A 23,040-nucleotide genomic window follows, 5' to 3' on the forward strand; every position below is an offset into this window, starting at 1 on the left:
CGGCCGCACCGGCGAGTGTTCGGCTCGTTGTGCACAGACAACATAAAGGCCTCTTTCCCCCCTCCAATCCTTTGCAACGGTGAGGGGCTCTGGTGCAATACATCCAACTTCCGCTGAGGGGGTTTGGCCTGATCAGCCCTCGAGGCAGGGTGCATCCGATCGGGACCTCTTGTTCAACCTAGGAGATAGTCGCAATGAAAAAATCTCTGCTCGCTCTCGCAGTTCTGGGCGCATTCGCTGGTGCTGCGTCGGCGCAGTCGTCGGTCACCATCTACGGTCTGCTGGACCTGGCCATCACCAAGGGCAATGGCGGTACGGCTGCCAACGTGGGCGCGAACGGCACCTCCAAGGCATGGATCGAGAAGCAGTCGGCTTCGTCCCGCCTGGGGTTCCGGGGCAATGAAGATCTGGGCGGCGGGCTCTCGGCGCAGTTCCAGATCGAGCACCGCTTCAATCCGGACGACGGCACCCAGAGCTCCCCCCCGTTCTGGCAGGGCCGCAGCTACGTCCAGTTGAGCCACAACGATCTCGGCCGCATCTATCTGGGTCGTGAATACACCCCCGCGTTCTGGGTTCAATTGAAGCTCGATCCGTTCGGCAACGACGGCGTGGGCCAGTTCGGTACGGCCATGTCGTGGGCGGGCTTCAACACCCCGTCGGCGGTCATTCCGACCGGCGGCAGCGCTCGCACGTCGAACACGGTGGGCTACAAGACGCCGAACTGGGGTGGCCTGACCGCCAACGTGGCTGTCGGTCTGGGTGAAAACAGCACTCCGCGCGATACCGGCTTCAACGTCGAGTACGCGGCCGGCCCGATCTACGCCGGCCTGGGCTACGAGAAGCTGAAGGAAGGCCCCCCGATGGCTGCGGACCGTACCGACGGCAACTCGCTGTTCAACATCGGCGCGACCTATGACCTCGGCTTCGTGAAGCCGGGTCTGTACTACGCGCGCGCCAAGCTGGCTGGCGGCACCATCACCAACAAGACGGTCGAGATCACGGCTTCGGCCAACCTTGGCCCGGGCCGCCTGAAGGCCGGCTGGGGTCGCCTCGATCCCCAGGGTGACAACAACACCATCTCCAAGCTGGGCCTCGGCTACGACTATCCGCTCAGCAAGCGCACGAACGTCTATGCCGACGTCGGCCTGGGCAAGCAGGACAACCAGTCCAACAACCGCGCTTTCGCGTTCGGCGTGAAGCACGTGTTCTGATTCGCGGCCCTGTCGCGAATTCGATTCAAGGCCGCCTTCGGGCGGCCCTTTTCATGTCCGGCCCTTCGCGCCGTCGTACGAGCAGCGATCCGCTGAGGCGAGCATCGCCTCGGGACATACCCTCTTTGCCGGCGGCATCCGTTTTGCTCAGATAGGTGTCTCGCGCGACATCGCAGGGCGCCGCGTCATCCACGCGTCGCCGAGTCGCGGAAACGGCTGCCCCACCGGCCTGTCGCTCCGGCATCCATCCATGCTCGCTTTCGTCCTTCGCCGCCTCGCCCAAGCCGTGATCGTGATGCTGAGCGTCGCGTTCATCGCGTTCATGCTGTTCCAGTACGTGGGCGACCCGGTGACCAACCTGCTGGGACAAGACGCGACGCCCATGCAGCGCGAGCGGCTGCGCGCCGACCTGGGGCTGGATCAGCCCTTTCCGGTGCAGTTTTCGCGCTTCGTCGGCAATGCGGTGCGCGGCGAGTTCGGCCTGAGCCTGAGGCAGGGCCGCAAGGTGTCCTCGCTGATCGTCGAGCGGCTGCCGGCGACGCTGGAGCTGTCCGTCACGGCAGCCTTCATCGCCCTCGCTGTCGGCATCCCGATGGGCGTGTACGCGGCGCTGCGGCGCGGCACCTTCTCGTCACAGCTGATGATGACGCTGTCGCTGCTCGGGGTGTCCCTGCCGACCTTCCTGATCGGCATCCTGCTGATTCTCATCTTCGCCGTCACGCTGAAATGGCTGCCCAGCTTCGGGCGCGGCGAGGTGATCGCCTTCGGGTCGTGGACGACAGGGTTTCTCACGGTCGACGGATGGAAACATCTGATCCTCCCGTCGATCACACTGGCTGTGTTCCAGCTCACGCTCATCATGCGGCTCGTGCGCGCCGAGATGCTCGAGGTGCTGCGCGCCGACTACATCAAGTTCGCGCGCGCCCGCGGCTTGCCCAACCGCGCTGTGTACTTCGGCCACGCGCTGAAGAACACCATGGTGCCGGTCATCACCATCACCGGCCTGCAGCTCGGATCGCTCATCGCCTTCGCCATCATCACCGAGACGGTTTTCCAGTGGCCGGGCATGGGGCTGCTGTTCATTCAGGCGGTGACCTTCGCCGACATCCCGGTGATGGCCGCCTACCTGTGCCTCATCGCGCTCATCTTCGTGCTGATCAACCTCGCGGTCGATCTGCTCTATTTCGCCGTCGATCCGCGCCTGCGCATCGAAAAGGCGGCGGGAGCCCATTGATGCTGCAAGCGGTCGATTCGGTCCGCGCAGGCGCCTACCAGCGCCTGCGCGCGTGGCATTCGGAACTGACGGCGTTTCGCCGCGATCTGCATGCGCATCCCGAGCTCGGATTCGAGGAGGTGCGCACGGCCGGCCGCGTGGCCGAGGCTTTGAGGCTGGCCGGCGTCGACGAGGTGCATACCGGCATTGCCAAGACCGGGGTGGTCGGTGTGGTGCGCGGCACACGAGCCGAATCCGGCCGGATGATCGGGCTGCGCGCCGACATGGATGCACTGCCGATGCGCGAAGAGAACGACTTCTCGTGGCGCTCAGCGTCGCAAGGCCTGATGCACGGTTGCGGCCACGACGGACACACGGCGATGCTCGTCGGCGCGGCGCGGTACCTGGCGCAGACACGGCAATTCGACGGCACCGCGGTCCTGATCTTCCAGCCGGGCGAGGAGGGATTTGCCGGCGCCAAGGCGATGATCGACGACGGCTTGTTCGACCGCTTCCCGGTCGATGCGGTCTACGCGATGCACAACTGGCCCAGCCTGCCGCCCGGCGTGATCGGTGTGAACAGCGGGGCCATGATGGCCGCCGCTGATCGCTTCGAGATCACCATCCAGGGCCGCGGTGGACACGGCGCGCATCCCTACATGGCGATCGACCCGGTGCTGGTCGCAGGCCACATCATCACTGCGGCGCAGAGCCTGGTGGCACGCAACGTGAACCCGCTCGACAGCGCCGTGGTGAGCCTGTGCGCAATGCAGGCCGGTGACCTGGGCGCCTTCAGCGTCATCCCGCGGCAGGCGCAGCTCATCGGCACCGCGCGCACCTTCAAACGCGACGTGCAGGACATGATCGAGGAGCGCCTGGGTCGCCTGGTCGAATCGGTGGCGCTGGGCTTCGGTGCGACTGCCCGGCTGGACTATCACCGCATGTACCCCGCGACGATCAACACCCCGCACGAGGCGCGCTTTGCCGGCGACGTCGCCGCCTCGCTCGTCGGTGAGGACAAGGTCATCCGCGATCTCTCGCCGAGCATGGGCGCCGAGGACTTCTCGTTCATGCTGCAGTCCAAGCCGGGCGCCTACTTGCGCATCGGCCAGGGAGGCGAGGGAGGCTGCTTCCTGCACAGCACTCGCTACGACTTCAACGACGAGATCCTGCCGCTCGGCGGCGCGTTCCTGGCGAGCCTGATCGAACGGGCCATGCCGCTCTAGCTCGCATGCCCACGCTGCAACGACGACGGAGAAACTCCATGACCCTGAAGCACCTTGTGTGTGGCGCCGCCTGGCTCACCTGCTGGGTCGCCCAAGCAGCCACGCTGCGGGTGGCCGATGCAGGCGACGTGCAGTCGATGGATCCGCACTCGCTCAACGAGACGCTGCAGCTCGGCTTCACCGGCAGCATCTACGAGCCGCTGGTGGGACGCAACAAGGACATGTCGTTGGCGCCGCTTCTGGCGACCCGGTGGACCCAGACCTCGCCCACGGTTTGGCGCTTCGAGCTGCGCAAGGGCGTCACCTTCCATGACGGCACGCCGTTCACCGCCACCGATGTCTTGTTCTCGTTCAAGCGTGGTGCCGCCGACGGCTCCGACATGAAGGGCTACACCTCGCCGATCAAGGACGTGCGCCAGGTCGACAGCCACACGGTGGACATCGAAACCAACGCGCCCTTCCCCATCCTGCCCGACACGCTCACCAGCCTCTACATGATGAGCAAGAAGTGGTGCGAGGAGAACAAGGCGGAGCGGCCGGTGGACCGTCGCAAGGGCGTGGAGAACACGGCCTCGTTCAAGAGCAACGGAACCGGGCCGTACCGCCTCAAGGAGCGACAGCCGTCCACGCGCACGGTCATCGTGCGCAACTTCAATTACTGGAACAAGGTCGAGGGCAACGTCGACGAGGTCGTCTTCACGCCGATCGGCAACGATGCGACGCGGGTCGCGGCGCTGCTGTCGGGCGAGGTCGACGTGCTGCAGCCCGTGCCGCTGCAGGACGTGGAGCGGGTCAAGGCGAGCGGCAAGTTCACCGTGCTGCAAGGTCCCGAGCTGCGCACCATCTTCCTCGGCATGGACCAGAAGCGTGACGAGCTGCTGTTTTCCAGCGTCAAGGGCAAGAACCCGTTCAAGGACAAGCGTGTGCGCCAGGCCTTCTACCAGGCGATCGACGTCGAGGCGATCAAGTCGCGGGTCATGCGCAATGCCGCCACGCCGACCGCCGAGATGATCGGGCCCGGCGTGCGCGGCTTCCAGCCCGACATGAACAAGCGCCTGCCCCACGACCCCGAGGCTTCCAAGAAGCTCCTGGCCGAGGCCGGATATCCCAACGGCTTCGAGGTCGGCATGAACTGCCCGAACGATCGCTATGTCAATGACGGCCAGATCTGCCAGGCGGTGGCCGCAAACCTGGCGCGCATCGGCGTCAAGGTGAACCTGCAGACCGAAACCAAGGTCAGTTATTTCCCCAAGATCCTGCGCCGGGACACCAGCTTCTACCTGCTCGGCTGGACACCCAGCACCAACGACGCGCACGACGCGATGTACAACCTGATGTCCACGCCGACCGACAAGGGGCAGGGCCAGTTCAACCTCGGCTCGTACAGCAACCCGAAGTTCGACGAGCTCGCGCTGAAGGTGCAAACCGAGACTGATGACAAGCGCCGCAACGAAGCGATCCGCGAAGCGTTCAAGGTGCATGCCGACGACATCGGCCACATCCCGCTGCACCAGCAGGCGCTGGCGTGGGGCTTCGGCAAGCACGTCAGCCTGGTGCAGTTGCCCGACAACCGCATGTTCTTCAAGTGGATCACGGTGAATGGAGCACGGTGACGTCCGGCTGGCGACGACCCGGCCTGCTGCGCAGGTCACGGCAGAGCGCGCGCCTCGGGCGTTGGGTCGCTTCTTCGACAGCGACGTCTGGCACAGCTTCATCCGTTCGCCGGTGGCCATGGGCGCGGCGGCGGTGGCGTTCGTGTGCGTCTTCTGCGCGGTGTTCGCCAACGTGGTGGCGCCGCACGACACGCAGAACCTGGCCACGCTCGATCTGGCCGACTCTCGCCTGCCGCCGTCCTGGATGGCGGACGGCAAGAGCGCATACCTTCTGGGCACGGATGACCAGGGCCGCGACATCCTGTCGGCGCTGATGTTCGGCGCGCGCATTTCGCTGTTCGTCGGCGTCGCGTCGGTGCTGCTCTCGATGGTCCTCGGCGTGAGCCTCGGGCTGCTGGCCGGCTTCGTCGGCGGCAAGACCGACGCCTTCATCATGCGGTTCTGCGACGTGATGCTGTCGTTCCCGGCGATTCTCGTGGCGCTGTTGATCGACGGCGTCGGCCGCGCGATGTTCCCCAACGCCCACGACACGCTGGCCTTCGCCGTGCTGATCCTTGCGATCTCGCTGACCGGCTGGGTTCAATATGCACGCACCGTGCGCGGCTCCACGCTGGTCGAGCGGAACAAGGAGTACGTGCAGGCCGCGCGCGTCATCGGCGTGTCGTCGCTGCGCATCATGCGCCGCCACGTGCTGCCCAACGTGATGGGGCCGGTCCTGGTGCTGGCGACCATCCAGGTGGCCACCGCCATCATCATCGAAGCGACGCTGTCCTTCCTCGGCGTTGGCGTGCCGCCCACCTCGCCTTCGCTGGGCACGCTGATCCGGGTCGGCAACGACTTCTTGTTTTCCGGCGAATGGTGGATCACCATCTTTCCCGGCGCGGTGCTCGTGCTGATCGCCCTGAGCGTCAACCTGCTCGGCGACTGGCTGCGCGACGCGCTGAATCCTCGGTTGCGTTGATGCCTGGAGGTATGACATGAAGGCAGTGTTGAAGACCACGGGTGCGGCGGCCGCACTGTTGGCGATCGCCGGCTGCGCGAGTACCGACTTCCACTATTCGAAGCTCGACGGGCGGCGCTACTACCAGGCGCCGATCGACACCTATCCCGTGCTGGTGACCAAGGTCGATGGCAAGTCGACCATGCCCTCCACGCCGGCACTGGTCGAGCCGGGACCGCGCGTGGTGGCGGTGCAGACCCTGCCCGACCACCTGCATCGATTCGGCGAGGAGCGGACCATCAACCTCGAAGTGAAGCCGTGCACCCATTACTACCTCGTCGCGGTGAAGCCCACCCGCGTGGCAACCGACTTCACGGTGAAGATCGATCACGAAGAGCCGGTGTCCGGCTGCACCCCACCGCCAGCCAAATGACGCCGCATGACCTCGCCGCTGCTTGAAGTCCGCCGTCTCCGAGTCGAGTTCCCCACGCGCCGCGGCACGCTGGTCGCGCTGGACGACATCTCGTTCGACATCGCGCCGGGGGAGATTCTCGGGGTCGTCGGCGAGTCGGGCGCCGGCAAGTCGCTGACCGGCGCATCGATCATCGGGCTGCTCGATCCTCCAGGACGGATTGCCGCCGGCGAGATCCGCTTCCAGGGACGGCGCATCGACAACCTGCCGTACGAGGAGATGCGCCGCGTGCGCGGGCGCAGCATCGGCGCCATCTTCCAGGACCCGCTGACGTCCCTGAACCCGCTGTATACCGTGGGCCGGCAGCTCACCGAGACCATCCAGACGCACCTGCCGGTCGGCGCCGCCGAGGCGCGCCGGCGTGCCATTCGCTTGCTCGAGGAGACCGGTATCCAGGCCGCGGAGCAGCGTTTCGATCAATTCCCGCATCAGTTCTCGGGCGGCATGCGCCAGCGCGTGGTGATCGCGCTCGCGCTTGCCGCGGAGCCTCAGCTGATCGTCGCCGACGAGCCGACCACGGCGCTCGACGTGTCGGTGCAGGCGCAGATCATTTCGCTGCTGAAGCGCCTGTGCAAGGAGCACGGCGCGGCGGCGATGCTGGTCACTCACGACATGGGCGTGATTGCCGAGACCTGTGATCGCGTGGCCGTGATGTACGCCGGCCGCATTGCGGAGATCGGGCCGGTGCACGACGTGATCCACGCGCCGGCCCATCCGTACACCGTGGGGCTGATGGGCTCCATCCCGTCCATGGACGACGACCGCGCTCGACTGCTGCAGATCGACGGCGCGATGCCGCGGCTCAACGCGATTCCGAGCGGCTGCGCGTTCAACCCGCGCTGTCCGCACGTCTTCGCGCGCTGCCGCACCGAGCGTCCCGACCTGCTCGATGCCGGCGCCACGCGCGCGGCCTGCTGGCTGCACGACCTGCCGCAAAAGGCGGCGGCATGAACTCGCCGGGCCGCTCCCCAAGCGATCATCCCGCAGCGCGCAGCCCGCAGGGGAGTCCGATGAGTCCTCCCTTGGTCGAGGTTCGCGATCTTGCGAAGACCTTCAATGTCTCGGCGCCGTGGCTCAACCGCGTTGTCGAACGCAAGCCCAAGCAATTCGTCCACGCGGTCGACGGCGTGAGCTTCAGCATCCAGCGCGGCAAGACCTTGGCGCTGGTGGGCGAGTCGGGCTGCGGCAAGAGCACTGTTGCGCGGCTGCTGGTCGGCCTGTACACGCCGACGCGCGGCCAGGTGCTGTTCGACGGAATGGACATCCGCGCCACGCTGGCAGGATCGCAGGCATCCGCACTGCGGCGGCGCATGCAGATGATCTTCCAGGACCCATACGCCAGCCTCAATCCGCGCTGGACCGTGCGCGACATCGTCGGCGAGCCGCTGATCGAACATGCGCTGATCCGCGACGGCGGCGAGCAGAAGACCCGGGTCGGCGAGCTGCTGAAGTCGGTCGGGCTCGGGGCCGGCGACATGGAGAAGTTCCCGCACCAGTTTTCGGGCGGCCAGCGGCAGCGCATCTCCATCGCCCGTGCGCTGGCCACGCAGCCGGAGTTCCTCGTCTGTGACGAGCCCACCTCGGCGCTCGATGTGTCGGTGCAGGCGCAGGTCCTCAACATCATGAAGGAGCTGCAGCGCGAGCGCGGCCTGACGTACCTGTTCATCTCGCACAACCTCGCAGTGGTGCGGCATGTCAGCGACGAGGTGGGGGTGATGTACCTCGGCCGCCTCGTCGAATGGGCAGACAAGGCCACGCTGTTTGCGCAGCCGCGCCATCCCTACACGCGCATGCTGCTGGACGCGATTCCGGACATCCGGATGAGCGGCCGGCCGCGCACGCCGGTGCAGGGTGAAGTGCCGAACCCGCTCAATCCGCCGAGCGGCTGTTCGTTCCATCCTCGCTGCCCGCATGCGAACGCGCGCTGCAAGAGCGAGCGCCCTGCGCTGCTCGACATCCAGGGGGTGAAGATCGCGTGCCACGCGATCGAGGAAGGGCGGCTGTCGCCGCAGCCGCGATCAGACCTTCGGCAGCAAGCGCTCGCCGCGGAACAGCTCTGAAGGCTTCTCGCGCTCGCGGATGAGCCAGGCGCTGTCGCCGCGCACCATCACTTCGGCCGCGCGGCCGCGCGTGTTGTAGTTGCTCGCCATGCTCATGCAGTAGGCGCCGGCCGACAGCACGGCCAGCAGATCGCCGGCCTCCACGGCCAGCGCCCGGTCGCGCCCGAGCCAGTCGCCCGATTCGCAGATCGGGCCGACGACGTCGTAGATGCTCGGCGCGGCGTCGCGCCGGCGGCACGGCACGATGCCCATCCACGCCTCGTACATGGCCGGGCGCATCAGGTCGTTCATGGCCGCGTCGACGATGCAGAAGCTCTTCGCGTCGCCAGGCTTGAGATAGAGCACTTCGCTGACCAGCACGCCGGCGTTGCCGACCAGCGCCCGGCCCGGCTCGAAGAGGATGCGTCGGTGGCCGTGGCCGCGTTCGTCGATGCGCTCGAGCAGCGCCCTCACGAGCGCATCGGCGGCCGGCGGCGTCTCGTCGGTGTAGGTGATGCCCAGCCCGCCGCCGAGATCGAGGTGATGCAGGCGGATCCCTTCCGCTTCGACCGCCTCGACCAGGTCGAGCACGCGATCCAGAGCGTCGAGGTAGGGCCCCACCTCGGTGATCTGCGAGCCGATGTGGCAATCGATGCCCGCGACTTCGATGCCGGGCAGCGTGGTGGCGTGGCGATAGACCGCGACGGCGCGTTGATGCGCCACGCCGAACTTGTTGGCCTTCAGTCCGGTGGAGATGTACGGATGCGTGCCGGCGTCCACGTCGGGATTGACGCGCAGACTGATTCGGGCCGTGCGGCGCAGCCGCGTGGCGACTGCGGACAGCACGTCGAGCTCGGCTTCGCTCTCGACGTTGAAGCACAGCACGCCGGCTTCGAGCGCCTGCCGCATCTCGGTGCGGCTCTTGCCGACACCGGAAAACACGATGCGCTCGGGGTCGGCGCCGGCTGCCAGTGCACGCTCGAGCTCGCCGCCCGACACGATGTCCAGGCCGCAGCCGGCCTCGATGAAGGTCTGCAGGACCGCAAGGCTGGAGTTGGCCTTCATCGCATAGCAGATGAGGTGGTCGCGGCCGGTCAGCGCACTGCGCCATCCGGCCGCTGCTTCGCGCATGGCGGTTTGCGAATACACGAACAGCGGCGTGCCGAACTCGGCTGCCAGCCCGGCCAGCGGGCAGTCCTCGATGAAGAGCGTGTCGCCTCGGTAGGCGACATGCGGCGAGCCGGGCAGGATCATGGAGCGCTTGAAGGTGAGGAGGCCGGCGCGGCGGCCGGCACGGGAGGCGGCTTCGGGGTCGCGAGTGTCAGCGGGCCCTTCTGGCCACAGGCGGACAGCAGCGACAGCGCCGCGAGCAAAGAGCCTGCTGCCGTCATCACGACGGACCTGCGGGCTAAACTGCTGTGGCGCTTCGGCATACCGCTTCGATTTTACCGACCATGTCCCTCGAGATCGTTCCCACCCCGTTGTCGGACAGCGAGTACCACGCGAAGGCCGCCGCCGTGCTGGCCAGCGTGGAAGCGGCGGTGGACCGCTTCCTGCAGGACGATGTGGTCGACATCGACGCGCACCGCACCGGCGGCCTGCTGGAGCTGGGCTTTCCGAACGGAAGCAAGATCGTGCTCAACACACAGCCGCCCCTGCACGAGCTGTGGATGGCGGCGCGCGCGGGCGGCTATCACTACAAGTACGTCGACGGCCGCTGGCTCGACCGCGAAGGCCGCGAATTCTTCGAGGCCCTGTCCACCTGTGCCAGCGAACAGGCCGGTGTCAGGATCGCCTTCGCGCGCAACGCCTGAGCGATCACCGCTTGAACAGGTCGAGGATGCTCTTGCGCTCTTCCTCGGTGGGCGTGGTCGGCAGCTTGTCCTCCAGCCCGACACTGCTGATGCCGCTGCCGTGCGTGTACTCCTCGTAGTACCACTCGCCGTTGAGGTTGACCACGCCGTCGGGCGCTGACATCTCGCTCGGCGGGATGCTCTTGAGCGCGTAGCGCATGTAGTCCACCCAGATCGGCAACGACAGGCCGCCGCCGGTTTCACGATCGCCGAGCTTGCGCGGCGTGTCATAGCCGATCCAGACCACCGCCACCAGATGCGACTGGTAGCCGGCGAACCAGGCGTCCATCGAGTCGTTGGTCGTGCCGGTCTTGCCGTACACGTCGGTGCGCTTGAGCTTGTCCTGCGTGCCCGCTGCGGTGCCCGACCGAGTCACCTCCTGCATCAGGCTGGTCATCACGAAGGCGTTGCGCGCTTCGATGGTGCGCATGGATTCGTCGAGCGCCGAGGGCTTGGGTTCGGTCAGGACGCGGCCCTTGCTGTCGGTAAGCCGGCTGACCAGGAATGGATTGACGCGATAGCCGCCATTGGCAAAGACCGAGTAGGCCGAGGCCATCTGCAGCGGCGTGACCGAGCCGGCGCCCAGCGCCATCGTCAGGTAGGCGGGATGCTTCTCCGCCTCGAAGCCGAAGCGCGTCGCCCATTCCTGCGCATACGGCGGGCCGATCGACTTCAGGATGCGGATCGACACCATGTTCTTCGACTTCTTCAGCGCGGTCCGCAGAGACATCGGTCCCTCGAACTTGCCGTCGTAGTTCTTCGGCTCCCACGGCTGGCTGCCCGTGGTGCCCGCGTCGAAGAACAGCGGCGCATCGTTGACCACCGTCGCGGGCGTGAATCCCTTTTCCAGCGCCGCCGAATAGATGAACGGCTTGAAACTCGACCCGGGCTGGCGCCAGGCCTGGGTCACGTGGTTGAACTTGTTCTTCGCGTAGTCGAACCCGCCGACCATCGCGTGCACGGCACCCGTGCGAGGGTCCATCGCGACGAACGCCCCTTCGACCTCCGGGAGTTGCGTGATGAACCAGGTGTCGTTCTTCGGGCCGCCCTTGACCAGCCGGATCACCGCGCCGCGCCGGATGGCGGTCTTCGGATTCGCCTTCTCGGACAGCCCGGAGGTTGCAGGCTTCAGGCCGTCGCCGGTGATGGTGATGGACTCGCCGCTTTGCAGCACCGCGACGACCTTCTTCGGTCCGGCCTCCAGCGCGACGGCGGCCTTGATCTCGTCGTTGTCGGGATGGTCGACCAGTGCCTCGGCGATCCGCGCATCGAGCTCGCGCGGGTTGGCCGGCAGGTCGATGTAGGCCTCCGGACCGCGATACACCTGGCGGCGCTCGTAGTCCATGATGCCCTTGCGCAGCGCGCGGTACGCGACCATCTGCTCGCCGGAGTCGATCGTCAGGTAGACGTTGAGGCCGCGTGTGTAGGCCTCGTCGCCGTACTGCGTGAAGATGAGCTGGCGTGCCGCCTCCGCCACGTATTCCGCGTGCACCGGCACGTCGGTCGGGGTGCGATAGCGCAATGGCTGGGCGCGTGCCGCTTCATGCTGCTGCGACGTGATGAAGCCGTTGTCCAGCATGCGGTCGATGATGTAGAGCTGGCGCACGGTGGCGCGCTTGGGGTTGGCGATCGGGTTGTACGCCGACGGCGCTTTCGGCAAGCCCGCGAGCATCGCGGCCTCGGCGATCGTGATTTCCTTCAGTGGCTTGCCGAAATAGATTTCGCTGGCGGAGGCGAAGCCGTAGGCGCGCTGACCCAGATAGATCTGGTTCATGTAGACCTCGAGGATCTGCGGCTTCGTGAGCTGGCTCTCGATCTTGAGCGCCAGCAGGATCTCGTAGATCTTGCGGGTGAAGGTTTTCTCGGTGGAGAGATAGAAGTTGCGCGCCACCTGCATCGTGATGGTGGATGCGCCCTGGCTGCGTGCTTCGCTGAACTGCGCGAACGCGGCGCGAACCACGCCCTTGTAGTCGACGCCGCTGTGCTCGTAGAAGCGCGCATCCTCGATGGCCAGCACTGCCTGCTGCATCACCTTGGGAATCTCGGCGATGGGCACGAAGCTGCGCCGCTCCTCGCCGAACTCGCCGATCAACACGCCGTCCGCGGAAAAGATGCGCATCGGCAGCTTGGGCCGGTAATCGGTGAGGCTCGCGATCTCGGGGAGGTTCGGATACGCGACCGACAGCGCGATCGCCGCGACCATCAGCACCGACAACGCCGCAGCGGCGACCAGCCCGACGAGCCACAGCGCGAGGCGGGACAGCCATCGGGCCCAGGGCGGCATCGGCGAAGACGGGCGGCGGGAGGAGGGCGGTCGAAACGGCCGATCGGCCTCGTGCTCGGGTGAGCTCATGGGACTCCAGAGGGTGCTGCGAAGAATTATAGAAAGGCAGTTACAGCTGATTCGGGATTGCCGTGAACAGGTTGGCAACGAAGCGTGAAATGACTTCCGAAGGCATCAGGGTTCACCCCAAAAATGGGCTGTTTTGGTTACGAACACGTCTTGGTTTCGCAACGAGAACAGGGGCTCGGAAACGGAAATTGCGTTGTCGCTCAAAGGCTTTACTGCTAGCATTGAAGTAACTTATTAACAGTCCACCGCTCTGAGTGGCGCGTTGGGAGAGGGCCTCCTTGTGAGCTTTCTGGACACCCTGCTGGGGCGCAAGCATCCGCCGATGATCGGCTTGGATATCAGCTCCTCCAGCGTCAAATTGGTTGAGCTCTCGCAAGACGCTTCCGGCGAATATGTGCTGGAGCGCTTTGCAGCCGAGAGTTTCGAAAAAGGCTGGATTCAGGACGGCCAGATCGAAAAGTTCGACGAGGTCGCCGACGCAGTCAAGCGCGTCGTCAGCAAGAGCGGCACCAAGACCAAGAACGTCGTGATGGCGATGCCGCAATCGGCGGTCATCACGAAGAAGATCATGCTGCCGGCCGGCCTTCGCGAAGAGGAGCTCGAGCTGCAGGTCGAGTCCGAGGCCAACCAGTACATCCCCTTCTCGCTCGACGAAGTCAGTCTTGACTTCTGCGTCGTCGGACCGAGCCCCACATCGGTCGGCGACATCGAGGTGCTGATCGCCGCATCGCGCAAGGACCGTGTCCAGGACCGTCAGGGCCTCGCCGAAGCGGCCGGGCTGAAGCCGGTGGTGCTCGACATCGAGTCGCACGCTTCGCGCCTGGCAATGAGCCGCGTGGTCGCCACGCTGCCCAACGAGGGTCGCGACGCGCTGGTCGCGCTGTTCGAGATCGGTGCCGACACGACCAGTCTCAAGGTGCTGCGCGACGACGAGATGCTGTACGACCGCGATCAGGCGTTCGGCGGGTCGCAGCTCACCCAGCTCATCTCCCGACAGTACGGCTTCTCGTTCGAGGAAGCCGAGCAGAAGAAACTCGCCGCCGACCTGCCGGACGACTACGAGGCCTCGATCCTCACGCCGTTCGTCGACAGCCTCTCGCAGGAAATCGGACGTGCGTTGCAGTATTTCTTCACCAGCACGCCGCACCACAAGGTGCACTACGTGATGCTGGCCGGCGGCACGGCCACGCTGCCGGGGCTCAAGGACCGGGTGACCGAGCTGACGGGCTTTGCGTCGATGGTCGTCAATCCGTTCGACAACATGAAGCTGGGAAGCGCCGTGCGCGAGTCCAAGCTTCGTCGCGAAGCGCCGTCCTACCTGACGGCATGCGGCCTCGCGATGCGGAGATTCCTGCAGTGATCCTCATCAACCTGCTCCCGCATCGGGAGGAGCGGCGCAAGCGCCGCAAGGCCGCCTACTTCGCTGGCTTGGGACTGGCCGCGGTGGCCGGCCTGGCCATCGTGGGCGCCTGGTACCTGGTCCTGCAGCAGATGACGGCCGCCCAGCAGGAGCGCAACGCGTTCCTCAACGGCGAGATCAAGAAGCTCGAGGTGCAGATCAAGGACATCGCCACGCTGCGCGCCGAGATCGAGTCGTTGAAGGCACGGCAGAAGGCCGTGGAAGATCTGCAGATCGACCGCAACGTGCCGGTGCACATCCTCAACGAACTCGTGAAGCAGACCCCCGAGGGGATCTACTTCACCTCGGTCAGGCAAGACGCCCAGAACCTCAACGTCAGCGGCGTGGCGCAGACCAACGAGCGCGTGTCCGAATTCCTTCGCAACACGGCCAACAATTCTGAATGGCTCGTCAAGCCCGAGCTGGTCGAAATCAAGGCCGCGACGGTGCAGACCGCGAGTCGCGAGCAGAAGCGGCTGTTCGACTTCTCGGTCCGGCTGGCGGTCAAGCGGCCTCAGGACAAGAACGCCGCCGAGGCGGCGGCCGCGGGTCGCCCGGCGAGCGCGCCCGCTGCGGGCGCCGCCGCCAGCGCGACCGTCGCGAAGAAAGCGTGAGAGCGACATGGCAACCAAGAAGTCGATGAACGTCGATCTCAACTCGGTCTTCGAGAGCGCAGCTGCGCAGTTTCGAGGGCTCAATCCGAATGAGCCCGGCCAGTGGCCGATGCTGCCGAAGTTGGGCACCTGGTCCATCCTGGCGCTCGCCGTCGTGGTCGTGGGCTGGTTCATGTTGCTGTCCACCGCGAACGACGAGCTGGAGAGCGAGCGCGCCAAGGAACCCAGTCTCAAGGCCGACTATCGCAACAAGCTGGCCCAGGCGGTGAACCTCGGCGAGCTGCGCAAGCAGAAGCTGCAGGTCGAGGAGTACGTGACGCAGCTCGAGAAGCAGCTTCCCGGCAAGGCCGAGATGGATGCGCTGCTGTCGGACATCAACACGGCCGGCCTGGGGCGCGGCCTCCAGTTCGAGCTGTTCCGCCCGGGCCAGTTCGTCGTCAAGGACTACTACGTCGAGCTGCCCATCGCCATCAAGGTGTCGGGCCGATTCCACGATATCGGATCGTTCACCGCCGACGTGGCGAACCTGTCGCGCATCGTCACCCTGCACAACATGAACATCATCGCCAGCAAGGAGCCTGCCGGCATGCTGTCGATGGAAGCCACGGCACGAACCTACCGCTACCTCGACGCGGCCGAGGTCGAGCAGAACAAGAAGACCGCTGCCGAAAAGGCGAAGAAGTCGGGAGCCGCCAAGTGAGCCGCATCCATTCGTTGCGCATGGCCGCCGGCCTCGTGCTACTGACGACGCTGGCCGCGTGCACGGGCGAGCAGCAGGAGCTGCAGGAATGGATGGATCAGCAAAAGCGCGAGGTCAAGCCCAGCGTGCAGCCGCTGTCTCCGCCGAAGAAATTCGATCCGCAGCCGTACCTGGCCCTGACCGGGGTGGACCCGTTCAGCACTCAAAAGCTCACCGTGGCCCTCAAGCATGAGGCGCGACAGCCGAATTCCATGCTGGCGGCCGAGATCAACCGGCGCAAGGAGCCGCTCGAGGCCTATCCCCTGGACAGCATGTCGATGGTGGGCAGCGTGATCAAGCAAGGTCGCCAGTACGCGCTGCTCAAGGTGGACAACCTGCTGTACCAGGTGAAGGTGGGTGACTACCTCGGGCAGAACTACGGAAAGATCACCAAGATTTCCGAGACCGACATTTCCCTGAGAGAGATCGTTCAGGATGCAGCGGGCGAATGGATCGAGCGCAGCGGCTCGCTCCAGCTCCAGGAGAAATCACGATGAATCGCATGGAGGCGGGAATGATGAGCCATTGGCGAGCAGCGATGCTCGCGATCGCGGTGTTTTTCGGCATCGCGAATCCGGTGTGGGCGCAAAACGCCATCCAGTCGATCAACAGCAGCCAGCAGGCCGGCAATGAGGTGGTGCGCATCGAGCTGTCGCAGCCGCTCACCGCCCCGCCCGCCGGCTTCGCCGTGCAAACCCCGCCGCGCGTCGCGATCGACCTGCCCGGCGTCGCCAATGCGCTCGGCAAGTCGAGCGTCGAGATCAACCAGGGCAATCTGCGTTCGGTGAATGTCGCGCAATCGGGCGACCGCACCCGCCTGGTGATCAACCTCAAGCAGCCGTCGAACTACACGACCCAGCTTCAAGGCAAGGTGCTGCTGGTGGTGCTCGAGACTCCCACCGTGGCCGGCGCGCCCGCCACCACCGGCGATCCGGTCCACTTCGCGGAAAGCCTGAACCGCACGCCGCTGGCCATCCGCGACATCGATTTTCGCCGCGGGCCCGAGGGCGCGGGCCGCGTGGTCGTCGACCTGCCGAGCAATCAGGTCGGCGTCGACATCAAGCAGCAGGGCCAGAGCCTGGTCGTCGAGTTCCTGCGGTCCACACTGCCCGACAACCTGCGACGCCGGCTCGACGTGACCGATTTCGGCACGCCGGTGCAGACGGTGTCCGCCGTGCAGAGCGGCGACAGGGTCCGCCTGACCATCGATCCGCGCGGCGCATGGGAGCACAGCGCGTATCAAAGCGACAACCAGTTCGTGCTCGAGGTGCGTCCGCAGAAGATCGATCCGAACAAGCTGACCCAAGGGCCGGGCTATTCGGGCGAGAAGCTGTCGCTGAACTTCCAGAACATCGAAGTGCGCGCGCTGCTGCAGGTGATCGCCGACTTCACCAACTTCAACGTCGTGACCAGCGACACGGTCACCGGCAACGTGACGCTGCGGCTGAAAGACGTGCCGTGGGACCAGGCGCTCGACATCATCCTGCAGGCCAAGGGCCTCGGGCTGCGCAAGTCGGGCAACGTGATCTGGATTGCGCCGAAGGACGAGCTCGCCGCGAAGGAAAAGGTCGACCTCGAATCCAGGCAGCAGATCGCCGCTCTCGAGCCCGTTCGCACGCAGTCTTTCCAGCTGAACTACACCAAGGCCGAAGAAGTCGCGAAGGGACTCATCGGCCAGACGAGTGGCGGCGGCAGCGGTGCGACCAATAATCCGAGCCGCATCCTGTCGCCGCGCGGAAGCGTCATCTTCGAGTCGCGGACCAATCAGCTCTTCGTGACGGACATACCGTCCAAGCTGGAAGAAGTGCAGGCGATGATCGGCAAGATCGACATTCCTGTGCGCCAGGTCCTGATCGAGGCCCGCATCGTGATCGCCGACGACAAGTTCGGCCGTTCGCTGGGGGTGAAGCTCGGTGCTGCCGATCTGCGCGGTGTGCGCGGCGGCGTGCCGGGCTACAGCCTGGGCGGCGACACGCGCGCCACCATCGGCGGCAACATGAACGCTGTCGGCGCCCAGACGCTGCAGACCGACGTGAGCGGCGTGCCGTTCAATGACACGCAGTTCATCAACCTGCCGGCGAACAACCTGGGCACCAGCCTCAACCCGGCCACATTCGCGCTGTCTCTGTTCGGGGCTACGTCCAATCGCTTCCTGAACCTCGAGATCTCGGCGCTGGAAGCCGACGGCAAGGGCAAGGTCGTGTCGAGCCCGCGCGTGATCACGGCCGACCAGGTGAAGGCGTTGATCGAGCAGGGCGAGGAATTGCCCTACCAGACCGCCACGTCCAGTGGCGCCACCGCGTTGCAGTTCCGCAAGGCGAACCTGAAGCTCGAAGTCACGCCGCAGATCACCCCCGAGGGCAACGTGATCCTGGATGTCGACGTGAACAAGGACAGCGTCGGCCGCAATACCATCGCCGGTTTCGCCATCGATACCAAGCACGTGAGGACGCAGGTCCTGGTCGAGAATGGCGGCACTGTCGTGATCGGCGGCATCTTCGAGCAGACCGATCGCGAGGACATCACCAAGGTGCCGGTGCTCGGCGACGTGCCCTACCTGGGCAATCTGTTCAAGACCAAGACGCGGACATCCAACAAGACCGAGTTGCTGATCTTCATCACGCCCAAGGTCGTGAGCGATCGCACCGCGGTTCGTTGAGGCCGGCGCAAGCACCACGGAAATTGAGCGAACGACTATGAAAAGCATGAACTGGTGTGGCGCGCTGGCCGTCTGCCTGGCCGTCGCGGCGTGTGGCGGAGGCGGCGGCGACAGTGGAACCGATCCGTTCGGCACGGGCGCGGGCACGGGTACCGGAGGGACGGGCACCGGCGGAACGGGCACCGACACCGGCACCGACACGGGCACGCCCTCGACCCCCACGACGCCCGGTGGCGGCATCTCGAACGTCAGCACGGGCGTTCCCAACCAGCGCTTCATGTCCATGTCCGTGGAGAAATGGGCCCTGAACTGGGGAATGGACGGAGACACCACCAAGGTGACGATCCGGGTGGCAGACAGCGCCGGCAATCCGGTGCCGGAAGGCACGCGTGTCCAGTTCTCGACCAGTGGTGGCCAGATCGTGACGTCGTGCGCCCTCAGCGGCGTGGCCGAGGGCACCGCCACGATCTCCGCTTGCAGTGTCGACTTCGCAACCCAGGACTTCCGCCCTCTCAGCGGACGCGTGAGCATCCTCGCGTGGCTCGAGGGTGAAGAAGCCTACAAGGACCTGAACGGCAATGGTGCCTATGACGTCGGCGAGCCGTTTGCCGATGCCGGTCGTCTCTTCCGCGATGACAACGGGGACAAGACCTTCACCGACCAGGTGGACGAGCTGAACGTGGGAGCCACGCTGGCCAGCACGCCGGGCATCGGCTCGTCGGCTTGCGTGGTCGATCCGGCAGTTCCCGTGAACGATGCCCCGCTGTCCGTGCCTGCCACCTGCGACGGCGCGTGGGGCCGCACCTTCGTGCGAGCGGCCGCATACCTGCCCGTTTCCGATCCGCGATACCTGAACGCCTCGGTCCTCGGCGACACGGTCCGCGTCTGGACCAAGTTCGGCACCGACGAGGTCGCCGCGCCGTCGGGAACGACGCTCACCGTGAAGACCTTCCCGACGGGGTGCACGGTATCGATCTCACCGAGTTCGGTCCCGAACGCCGCGGTGGACCCGACGCTGCACACCATCTCCAGCACAGGGGCGACCTGCACGGGCGGATCTGTCGGCATCGAAGTGAAGTTCAACGAATTTTCGAAGCTGCTCACCGCCACGCTCCCGTGACGACGAACTCGTAGGCCGCCGTGGATGGGCCTATTGCGTTGGTGGGGATGCCGGGCGGTGGCAAGTCCACCGTCGGGCGGCACCTCGCGAGACGGCTGGACCTGACGTTCGCCGACGCCGACGCCATCATCGAGAAGCGGATCGGTCAATCGATCCGCAGCTATTTCGAGCGCGAGGGCGAGCAGCGCTTTCGCGACATCGAGCAGCAGGTGATCGACGAGCTGACCTCCGGCCCCCGCGGGGTGCTGGCCACCGGCGGAGGCGTGGTGCTGCGCGAAGCCAACCGGCGCTGCCTGCGTGAGCGGTGCACGGTGGTCTACCTGCACTCCACTGCGGAGGAACTCGCCCGGCGCCTGCGGCACGACACGGCGCGGCCGCTGCTGCAGGTCGCCGATCCGCTGGGCAAGCTGCGCTCGCTGCATGCCGAGCGTGATCCGCTGTACCGAAGCACGGCCCACTTCGTCGTCGAGACGGGGCGGCCTTCCGTGCCCACCCTGGTCAACATGATCCTGATGCAGCTGGAGCTGGCCGGCGTGGTCGATCCGGCGAAGGTGCCGTCCAGCGTGGGCGATCGGACGCAAGGGCGCGCTTAGACTTCGCGGATGACCGCAACGCCCGTTCCCGACACCGTTCGTATCGCCCTCGGCCCGCGCAGCTACGACGTGCTCATCGGGCGCGAACTGCTCGGTCGCACTGCCTCGTACAGCGAACTGCCGGCAGGCGCCGACGCCGTCATCGTCACCAACACGACGGTCGGCCCGCTATATGCCCCGGCGCTGCTGGAGGCGCTTTCGCCGCTGTACCGGCGCGTGCTTCGCGTCGATCTTCCCGACGGCGAGGAGCACAAGGACTGGCCTGCGCTCAACCGCATCTTCGACGCGCTGCTCGCTGCCGGGTGCGATCGCAAGACGGTGCTGTTCGCACTGGGCGGCGGGGTGATCGGCGACATGACGGGCTTCGCCGCGGCGTGCTACATGCGGGGCGTTCCGTTCGTCCAGGTGCCGACCACCCTGCTGGCGCAGGTCGATTCGTCGGTGGGAGGCAAGACGGCGATCAACCATCCGCTCGGCAAGAACATGATCGGCGCGTTCCACCAACCCGTGCGCGTGATCGCCGATCTCGACGTGCTGGCCAGCCTGCCGCAGCGCGAGATCGCGGCCGGACTCGCCGAGATCATCAAGTACGGCCCGATCGCCGACGCGGCCTTTCTCGATTGGCTGGATGACCATCTGTCCGGCCTGGTGGAGCGAGATGCATCCGCGATGGCGCATGCCATCAGGCGCTCCTGCGAAATCAAGGCGCAGGTCGTCGCCGCTGACGAACGCGAATCGGGCCTGCGCGCCATCCTCAACTTCGGCCACACCTTCGGCCATGCGATCGAGGCCGGGCTCGGGTACGGCCAGTGGCTGCATGGCGAAGCGGTGGGCTGCGGCATGGTGATGGCGGCCGAGCTGTCGCGAAGGCTGGGCTTCATCGATGGTGCGTACGCGGCTCGCCTGGGCGACATCGTCCGCCGCGCCGGATTGCCCGTGCGCGGTCCGGCGCTCGGGGCCGATCGCTACCTGGAGCTGATGCGCCTGGACAAGAAGGCCGAGGCCGGCGAGATCCGCTTCGTGGTCATCGAGGCGCCGGGACGGGCATCGGTGCGCGCGGCGTCCGACGCGCTGGTGCGCGAGGTCATCGCTGCCTGCACGGGCTGAACCCCGGAGGGATGCGGTGCTGCAGCCCTACGCCAGCCATCCGGCGCACTCCCGCGGACGCCGCTACGCCGAGGAGCCGGCGCCCACCCGCGACGACTTCCAGCGCGATCGCGATCGCATCGTGCACAGCACGGCGTTCCGGCGCCTGGTCTACAAGACGCAGGTCTTTCTCAACCACGAAGGCGACCTGTTTCGCACGCGGCTCACCCATTCGCTGGAAGTCGCGCAGCTCGCGCGCTCGATGGCCCGCTCGCTGGGTCTCAACGAAGACCTGGTCGAGGCCATCGCGCTGGCGCACGACCTGGGCCACACGCCGTTCGGCCACGCCGGCCAGGATGCGCTCGACGAATGCGCGCGCCGCGCCGACCCGGCGGGAGGCGGTTTCGAGCACAACCTCCAGAGCCTGCGCGTGGTCGACGAGCTCGAGGAGCGATATCCGAGCTTCGACGGACTGAACCTGACGTTCGAAACGCGAGAGGGCATCCTCAAGCACTGCTCGCGACGCCATGCGCTGCGCCTGAGCGCCGCCGAGCCGAACGGCGTCGCGCAGCGATTCCTCGACGGGACGCAGCCCAGCCTCGAAGCGCAGCTGTGCAACCTGGCGGACGAGCTGGCCTACAACGCCCATGACATCGACGATGGCGTGCGCTCGGGGCTGCTGACGCTGGAGCAGCTCGACGGCGTGGCGCTCTTCGCCGCGCACGCCCATGCGGCGCGGCGTGACCATCCGTCGCTCGCCGGCCGACGTCTGTTGTTCGAGTCGGTGCGTCGAATGCTCTCGGCGCAGGTGTACGACATGATCGAGGCGACGGGCCTCGCCGTGGCCGAACACGCGCCGGGCAGTGCGGACGAGGCGCGCCGCATGCCGCCGTTGGTGAACTTCAGCGAAATGTCGCGCCGCCAGGGCGTTGATCTGAAGCGCTTCCTGCGCGACAACCTGTACCGCCATCCGCAGGTCGTCGACACGACCGAGCGCGCGAGGGTGGTCATCCGCGACTTGTTCGACGCCTACGTCGGCCGTCCGGTGGAGATGCCGCCCGCTTTCGCCGGTCAGGACGACCGTGCTCGTGCGGTGACGGACTACATCGCGGGCATGACCGACCGCTTCGCGTTGAAGGAGCATCAGCGCCTCACCGGCCGCAGCTTGTTCTGAGCGACTTGCATGGCTCGACTTCCCCGTCTCGTGGTGGCCGGCCAGCTTCATCTGCTGGTGCAGCGCAGCCATGGCCACAGCCCCGTGTTCCGCGGCGAGAACGACTTCCAGGCCTACCGGCGCGCCCTCACCGAGCTCGCGCCGCAGCACCAGGTGGCCGTCCACGCATACGCGCTGCTGCCGACGCAGGTGTGGCTGCTCGTCACGCCGTCGACAGCGACGGCGCTGAGCCGGTTGTGGCAGGCGCTCGGCCGGCGCTTCGGCGCCGACTACAACCGGCGCCATGGACGCTCGGGCGTGTTGTGGGAAGGACGCTTTCGAACCACCGTGGTGGACCCCGCGGCGCATCTGCTGGACTGCTGCCGGCGGATCGAATGGGCGCCGGTTCGCGCCGGCCTGGCCGACACGCCCGCCGATTACGCCTGGTCCAGCGCGGCCCATCACATGGGGCAGCGCGTCGACCCGCTCATCACCGAGCATCCGGGCTACTGGGCGCTGGGCAACACGCCCTTCGAGCGCGAAGCCGGCTATCGTCGATTGCTCGACCAGCCGCTGCCGGCCGCGATCGAACGGCGGCTGGACGACGCCGTGATGAAGGGCTGGGCGCTGGGCGGCGAGGCGTTCGTGCGCGCACTGGGCGAGCTGACGGACCGGCGACCGGGCCCGCTGCCACGCGGGCGACCGCGTAAGGTGAGTGCGAACAAGACTGTCCCCTAATAATCTGTCGACGTTTCAG

The 23,040-nt window shown here is 66.3% G+C and carries 22 protein-coding genes; 19 read left to right on the top strand and 3 right to left on the bottom strand.

Annotated features, from left to right (window positions below; all coding sequences use genetic code 11):
* Positions 1 to 194 precede the first annotated feature (194 nt).
* The 8 genes from P7V53_RS04525 to P7V53_RS04560 all read left to right on the top strand — a co-directional run bounded on the left by P7V53_RS04525 (position 195) and on the right by P7V53_RS04560 (position 8,735).
* Positions 195 to 1,211, top strand: coding sequence for a porin (locus tag P7V53_RS04525; protein WP_280154288.1), 1,017 nt, complete (start codon positions 195 to 197; stop codon positions 1,209 to 1,211).
* A gap of 250 nt (positions 1,212 to 1,461) precedes the next feature.
* Entirely contained in the window at positions 1,462 to 2,445 is a 984-nt protein-coding gene (locus tag P7V53_RS04530) for an ABC transporter permease (protein ID WP_280154289.1), read from the top strand.
* Entirely contained in the window at positions 2,445 to 3,650 is a 1,206-nt protein-coding gene (locus P7V53_RS04535; RefSeq protein WP_280154290.1) for a M20 aminoacylase family protein, read from the top strand. Before P7V53_RS04530 ends, P7V53_RS04535 begins: the two co-directional genes overlap by 1 nt.
* 38 nt (positions 3,651 to 3,688) lie before the next feature.
* Positions 3,689 to 5,263, top strand: coding sequence for an ABC transporter substrate-binding protein (locus tag P7V53_RS04540; RefSeq protein ID WP_280154291.1), 1,575 nt, complete (start codon positions 3,689 to 3,691; stop codon positions 5,261 to 5,263).
* Positions 5,250 to 6,224 carry an ABC transporter permease gene (locus tag P7V53_RS04545; RefSeq protein ID WP_280154292.1) on the top strand — a complete coding sequence of 325 codons (975 nt, stop codon included), beginning with the start codon at positions 5,250 to 5,252 and terminating at the stop codon, positions 6,222 to 6,224. The genes P7V53_RS04540 and P7V53_RS04545 overlap by 14 nt, the downstream gene beginning before the upstream one ends.
* 16 nt (positions 6,225 to 6,240) lie before the next feature.
* Entirely contained in the window at positions 6,241 to 6,636 is a 396-nt protein-coding gene (locus tag P7V53_RS04550) for a hypothetical protein (protein WP_280154293.1), read from the top strand.
* Positions 6,637 to 6,642: 6 nt separating this feature from the next.
* Complete coding sequence (locus P7V53_RS04555; protein WP_280154294.1) at positions 6,643 to 7,626, top strand: ABC transporter ATP-binding protein; 984 nt, start codon at positions 6,643 to 6,645, stop codon at positions 7,624 to 7,626.
* 59 nt (positions 7,627 to 7,685) lie between these two features.
* Positions 7,686 to 8,735: an oligopeptide/dipeptide ABC transporter ATP-binding protein gene (locus P7V53_RS04560; protein ID WP_280154295.1), complete on the top strand. Its 1,050-nt coding sequence runs from the start codon at positions 7,686 to 7,688 to the stop codon at positions 8,733 to 8,735.
* On the opposite strand, the gene lysA is transcribed toward P7V53_RS04560, so the two are convergent.
* Together lysA and P7V53_RS31515 are read right to left on the bottom strand one after the other, a co-directional pair.
* A complete protein-coding gene (lysA, locus tag P7V53_RS04565; protein WP_280154296.1) occupies positions 8,694 to 9,968 on the bottom strand; it encodes a diaminopimelate decarboxylase in 1,275 nt (424 codons plus the stop codon). The two genes, P7V53_RS04560 and lysA, sit on opposite strands and share 42 nt — an antisense overlap.
* A complete protein-coding gene (locus tag P7V53_RS31515) occupies positions 9,965 to 10,147 on the bottom strand; it encodes a lipoprotein (RefSeq protein ID WP_348273460.1) in 183 nt (60 codons plus the stop codon). Before P7V53_RS31515 ends, lysA begins: the two co-directional genes overlap by 4 nt.
* A gap of 48 nt (positions 10,148 to 10,195) precedes the next feature.
* On the opposite strand from P7V53_RS31515, the gene cyaY reads away from it, so the two are divergent.
* Positions 10,196 to 10,528 (top strand): iron donor protein CyaY, encoded by a 333-nt coding sequence (gene cyaY, locus P7V53_RS04570; RefSeq protein WP_280156432.1) that lies wholly within the window; start codon positions 10,196 to 10,198, stop codon positions 10,526 to 10,528.
* Between the two features lie 4 nt (positions 10,529 to 10,532).
* Here cyaY and P7V53_RS04575 read toward each other — a convergent pair whose 3' ends face one another.
* Positions 10,533 to 12,920 carry a penicillin-binding protein 1A gene (locus P7V53_RS04575; RefSeq protein ID WP_280154297.1) on the bottom strand — a complete coding sequence of 796 codons (2,388 nt, stop codon included), beginning with the start codon at positions 12,918 to 12,920 and terminating at the stop codon, positions 10,533 to 10,535.
* A 322-nt stretch (positions 12,921 to 13,242) separates the two neighbouring features.
* Here P7V53_RS04575 and P7V53_RS04580 point away from each other — a divergent pair, with 322 nt between their 5' ends.
* The 10 genes from P7V53_RS04580 to P7V53_RS04625 are packed head-to-tail and all read left to right on the top strand — an operon-like array spanning position 13,243 to position 23,021.
* Positions 13,243 to 14,280: a pilus assembly protein PilM gene (locus P7V53_RS04580; protein ID WP_280154299.1), complete on the top strand. Its 1,038-nt coding sequence runs from the start codon at positions 13,243 to 13,245 to the stop codon at positions 14,278 to 14,280.
* Positions 14,277 to 14,933: a PilN domain-containing protein gene (locus tag P7V53_RS04585; protein ID WP_280154300.1), complete on the top strand. Its 657-nt coding sequence runs from the start codon at positions 14,277 to 14,279 to the stop codon at positions 14,931 to 14,933. The genes P7V53_RS04580 and P7V53_RS04585 overlap by 4 nt, the downstream gene beginning before the upstream one ends.
* Before the next feature lie 7 nt (positions 14,934 to 14,940).
* A complete protein-coding gene (locus P7V53_RS04590; RefSeq protein ID WP_280154301.1) occupies positions 14,941 to 15,633 on the top strand; it encodes a type 4a pilus biogenesis protein PilO in 693 nt (230 codons plus the stop codon).
* Between the two features lie 20 nt (positions 15,634 to 15,653).
* Entirely contained in the window at positions 15,654 to 16,169 is a 516-nt protein-coding gene (locus P7V53_RS04595) for a pilus assembly protein PilP (protein WP_280154302.1), read from the top strand.
* A gap of 41 nt (positions 16,170 to 16,210) precedes the next feature.
* The gene (locus P7V53_RS04600; RefSeq protein ID WP_280156433.1) at positions 16,211 to 18,331 is read left to right on the top strand and encodes a type IV pilus secretin PilQ; all 2,121 of its coding nucleotides are present in this window, start codon (positions 16,211 to 16,213) and stop codon (positions 18,329 to 18,331) included.
* A gap of 37 nt (positions 18,332 to 18,368) precedes the next feature.
* Positions 18,369 to 19,451 carry an Ig-like domain-containing protein gene (locus P7V53_RS04605; protein ID WP_280154303.1) on the top strand — a complete coding sequence of 361 codons (1,083 nt, stop codon included), beginning with the start codon at positions 18,369 to 18,371 and terminating at the stop codon, positions 19,449 to 19,451.
* Positions 19,452 to 19,483: 32 nt separating this feature from the next.
* Positions 19,484 to 20,044: a shikimate kinase gene (locus tag P7V53_RS04610; RefSeq protein WP_280156434.1), complete on the top strand. Its 561-nt coding sequence runs from the start codon at positions 19,484 to 19,486 to the stop codon at positions 20,042 to 20,044.
* A 9-nt stretch (positions 20,045 to 20,053) separates the two neighbouring features.
* Complete coding sequence (gene aroB / locus P7V53_RS04615; RefSeq protein ID WP_280154304.1) at positions 20,054 to 21,151, top strand: 3-dehydroquinate synthase; 1,098 nt, start codon at positions 20,054 to 20,056, stop codon at positions 21,149 to 21,151.
* A gap of 19 nt (positions 21,152 to 21,170) precedes the next feature.
* Complete coding sequence (locus P7V53_RS04620; RefSeq protein WP_280156435.1) at positions 21,171 to 22,304, top strand: deoxyguanosinetriphosphate triphosphohydrolase; 1,134 nt, start codon at positions 21,171 to 21,173, stop codon at positions 22,302 to 22,304.
* Positions 22,305 to 22,313: 9 nt separating this feature from the next.
* Complete coding sequence (locus P7V53_RS04625) at positions 22,314 to 23,021, top strand: transposase (RefSeq protein WP_280154305.1); 708 nt, start codon at positions 22,314 to 22,316, stop codon at positions 23,019 to 23,021.
* Positions 23,022 to 23,040: the final 19 nt, after the last annotated feature.

The organism is Piscinibacter sp. XHJ-5 (assembly GCF_029855045.1).
Taxonomy (GTDB): domain Bacteria; phylum Pseudomonadota; class Gammaproteobacteria; order Burkholderiales; family Burkholderiaceae_C; genus Albitalea.

Bases quoted from the DNA above. Each gene is read 5' to 3' on its own strand.
- P7V53_RS04525 (WP_280154288.1), top strand. From the start codon at position 195: ATGAAAAAATCTCTGCTCGCTCTCGCAGTTCTGGGCGCATTCGCTGGT.
- P7V53_RS04530 (WP_280154289.1), top strand. From the start codon at position 1,462: ATGCTCGCTTTCGTCCTTCGCCGCCTCGCCCAAGCCGTGATCGTGATG.
- P7V53_RS04535 (WP_280154290.1), top strand. From the start codon at position 2,445: ATGCTGCAAGCGGTCGATTCGGTCCGCGCAGGCGCCTACCAGCGCCTG.
- P7V53_RS04540 (WP_280154291.1), top strand. From the start codon at position 3,689: ATGACCCTGAAGCACCTTGTGTGTGGCGCCGCCTGGCTCACCTGCTGG.
- P7V53_RS04545 (WP_280154292.1), top strand. From the start codon at position 5,250: ATGGAGCACGGTGACGTCCGGCTGGCGACGACCCGGCCTGCTGCGCAG.
- P7V53_RS04550 (WP_280154293.1), top strand. From the start codon at position 6,241: ATGAAGGCAGTGTTGAAGACCACGGGTGCGGCGGCCGCACTGTTGGCG.
- P7V53_RS04555 (WP_280154294.1), top strand. From the start codon at position 6,643: ATGACCTCGCCGCTGCTTGAAGTCCGCCGTCTCCGAGTCGAGTTCCCC.
- P7V53_RS04560 (WP_280154295.1), top strand. From the start codon at position 7,686: ATGAGTCCTCCCTTGGTCGAGGTTCGCGATCTTGCGAAGACCTTCAAT.
- lysA (WP_280154296.1), bottom strand. From the start codon at position 9,968: ATGATCCTGCCCGGCTCGCCGCATGTCGCCTACCGAGGCGACACGCTC.
- P7V53_RS31515 (WP_348273460.1), bottom strand. From the start codon at position 10,147: ATGCCGAAGCGCCACAGCAGTTTAGCCCGCAGGTCCGTCGTGATGACG.
- P7V53_RS04575 (WP_280154297.1), bottom strand. From the start codon at position 12,920: ATGAGCTCACCCGAGCACGAGGCCGATCGGCCGTTTCGACCGCCCTCC.
- P7V53_RS04580 (WP_280154299.1), top strand. From the start codon at position 13,243: ATGATCGGCTTGGATATCAGCTCCTCCAGCGTCAAATTGGTTGAGCTC.
- P7V53_RS04590 (WP_280154301.1), top strand. From the start codon at position 14,941: ATGGCAACCAAGAAGTCGATGAACGTCGATCTCAACTCGGTCTTCGAG.
- P7V53_RS04595 (WP_280154302.1), top strand. From the start codon at position 15,654: ATGGCCGCCGGCCTCGTGCTACTGACGACGCTGGCCGCGTGCACGGGC.
- P7V53_RS04600 (WP_280156433.1), top strand. From the start codon at position 16,211: ATGCTCGCGATCGCGGTGTTTTTCGGCATCGCGAATCCGGTGTGGGCG.
- P7V53_RS04605 (WP_280154303.1), top strand. From the start codon at position 18,369: ATGAAAAGCATGAACTGGTGTGGCGCGCTGGCCGTCTGCCTGGCCGTC.
- aroB (WP_280154304.1), top strand. From the start codon at position 20,054: ATGACCGCAACGCCCGTTCCCGACACCGTTCGTATCGCCCTCGGCCCG.
- P7V53_RS04625 (WP_280154305.1), top strand. From the start codon at position 22,314: ATGGCTCGACTTCCCCGTCTCGTGGTGGCCGGCCAGCTTCATCTGCTG.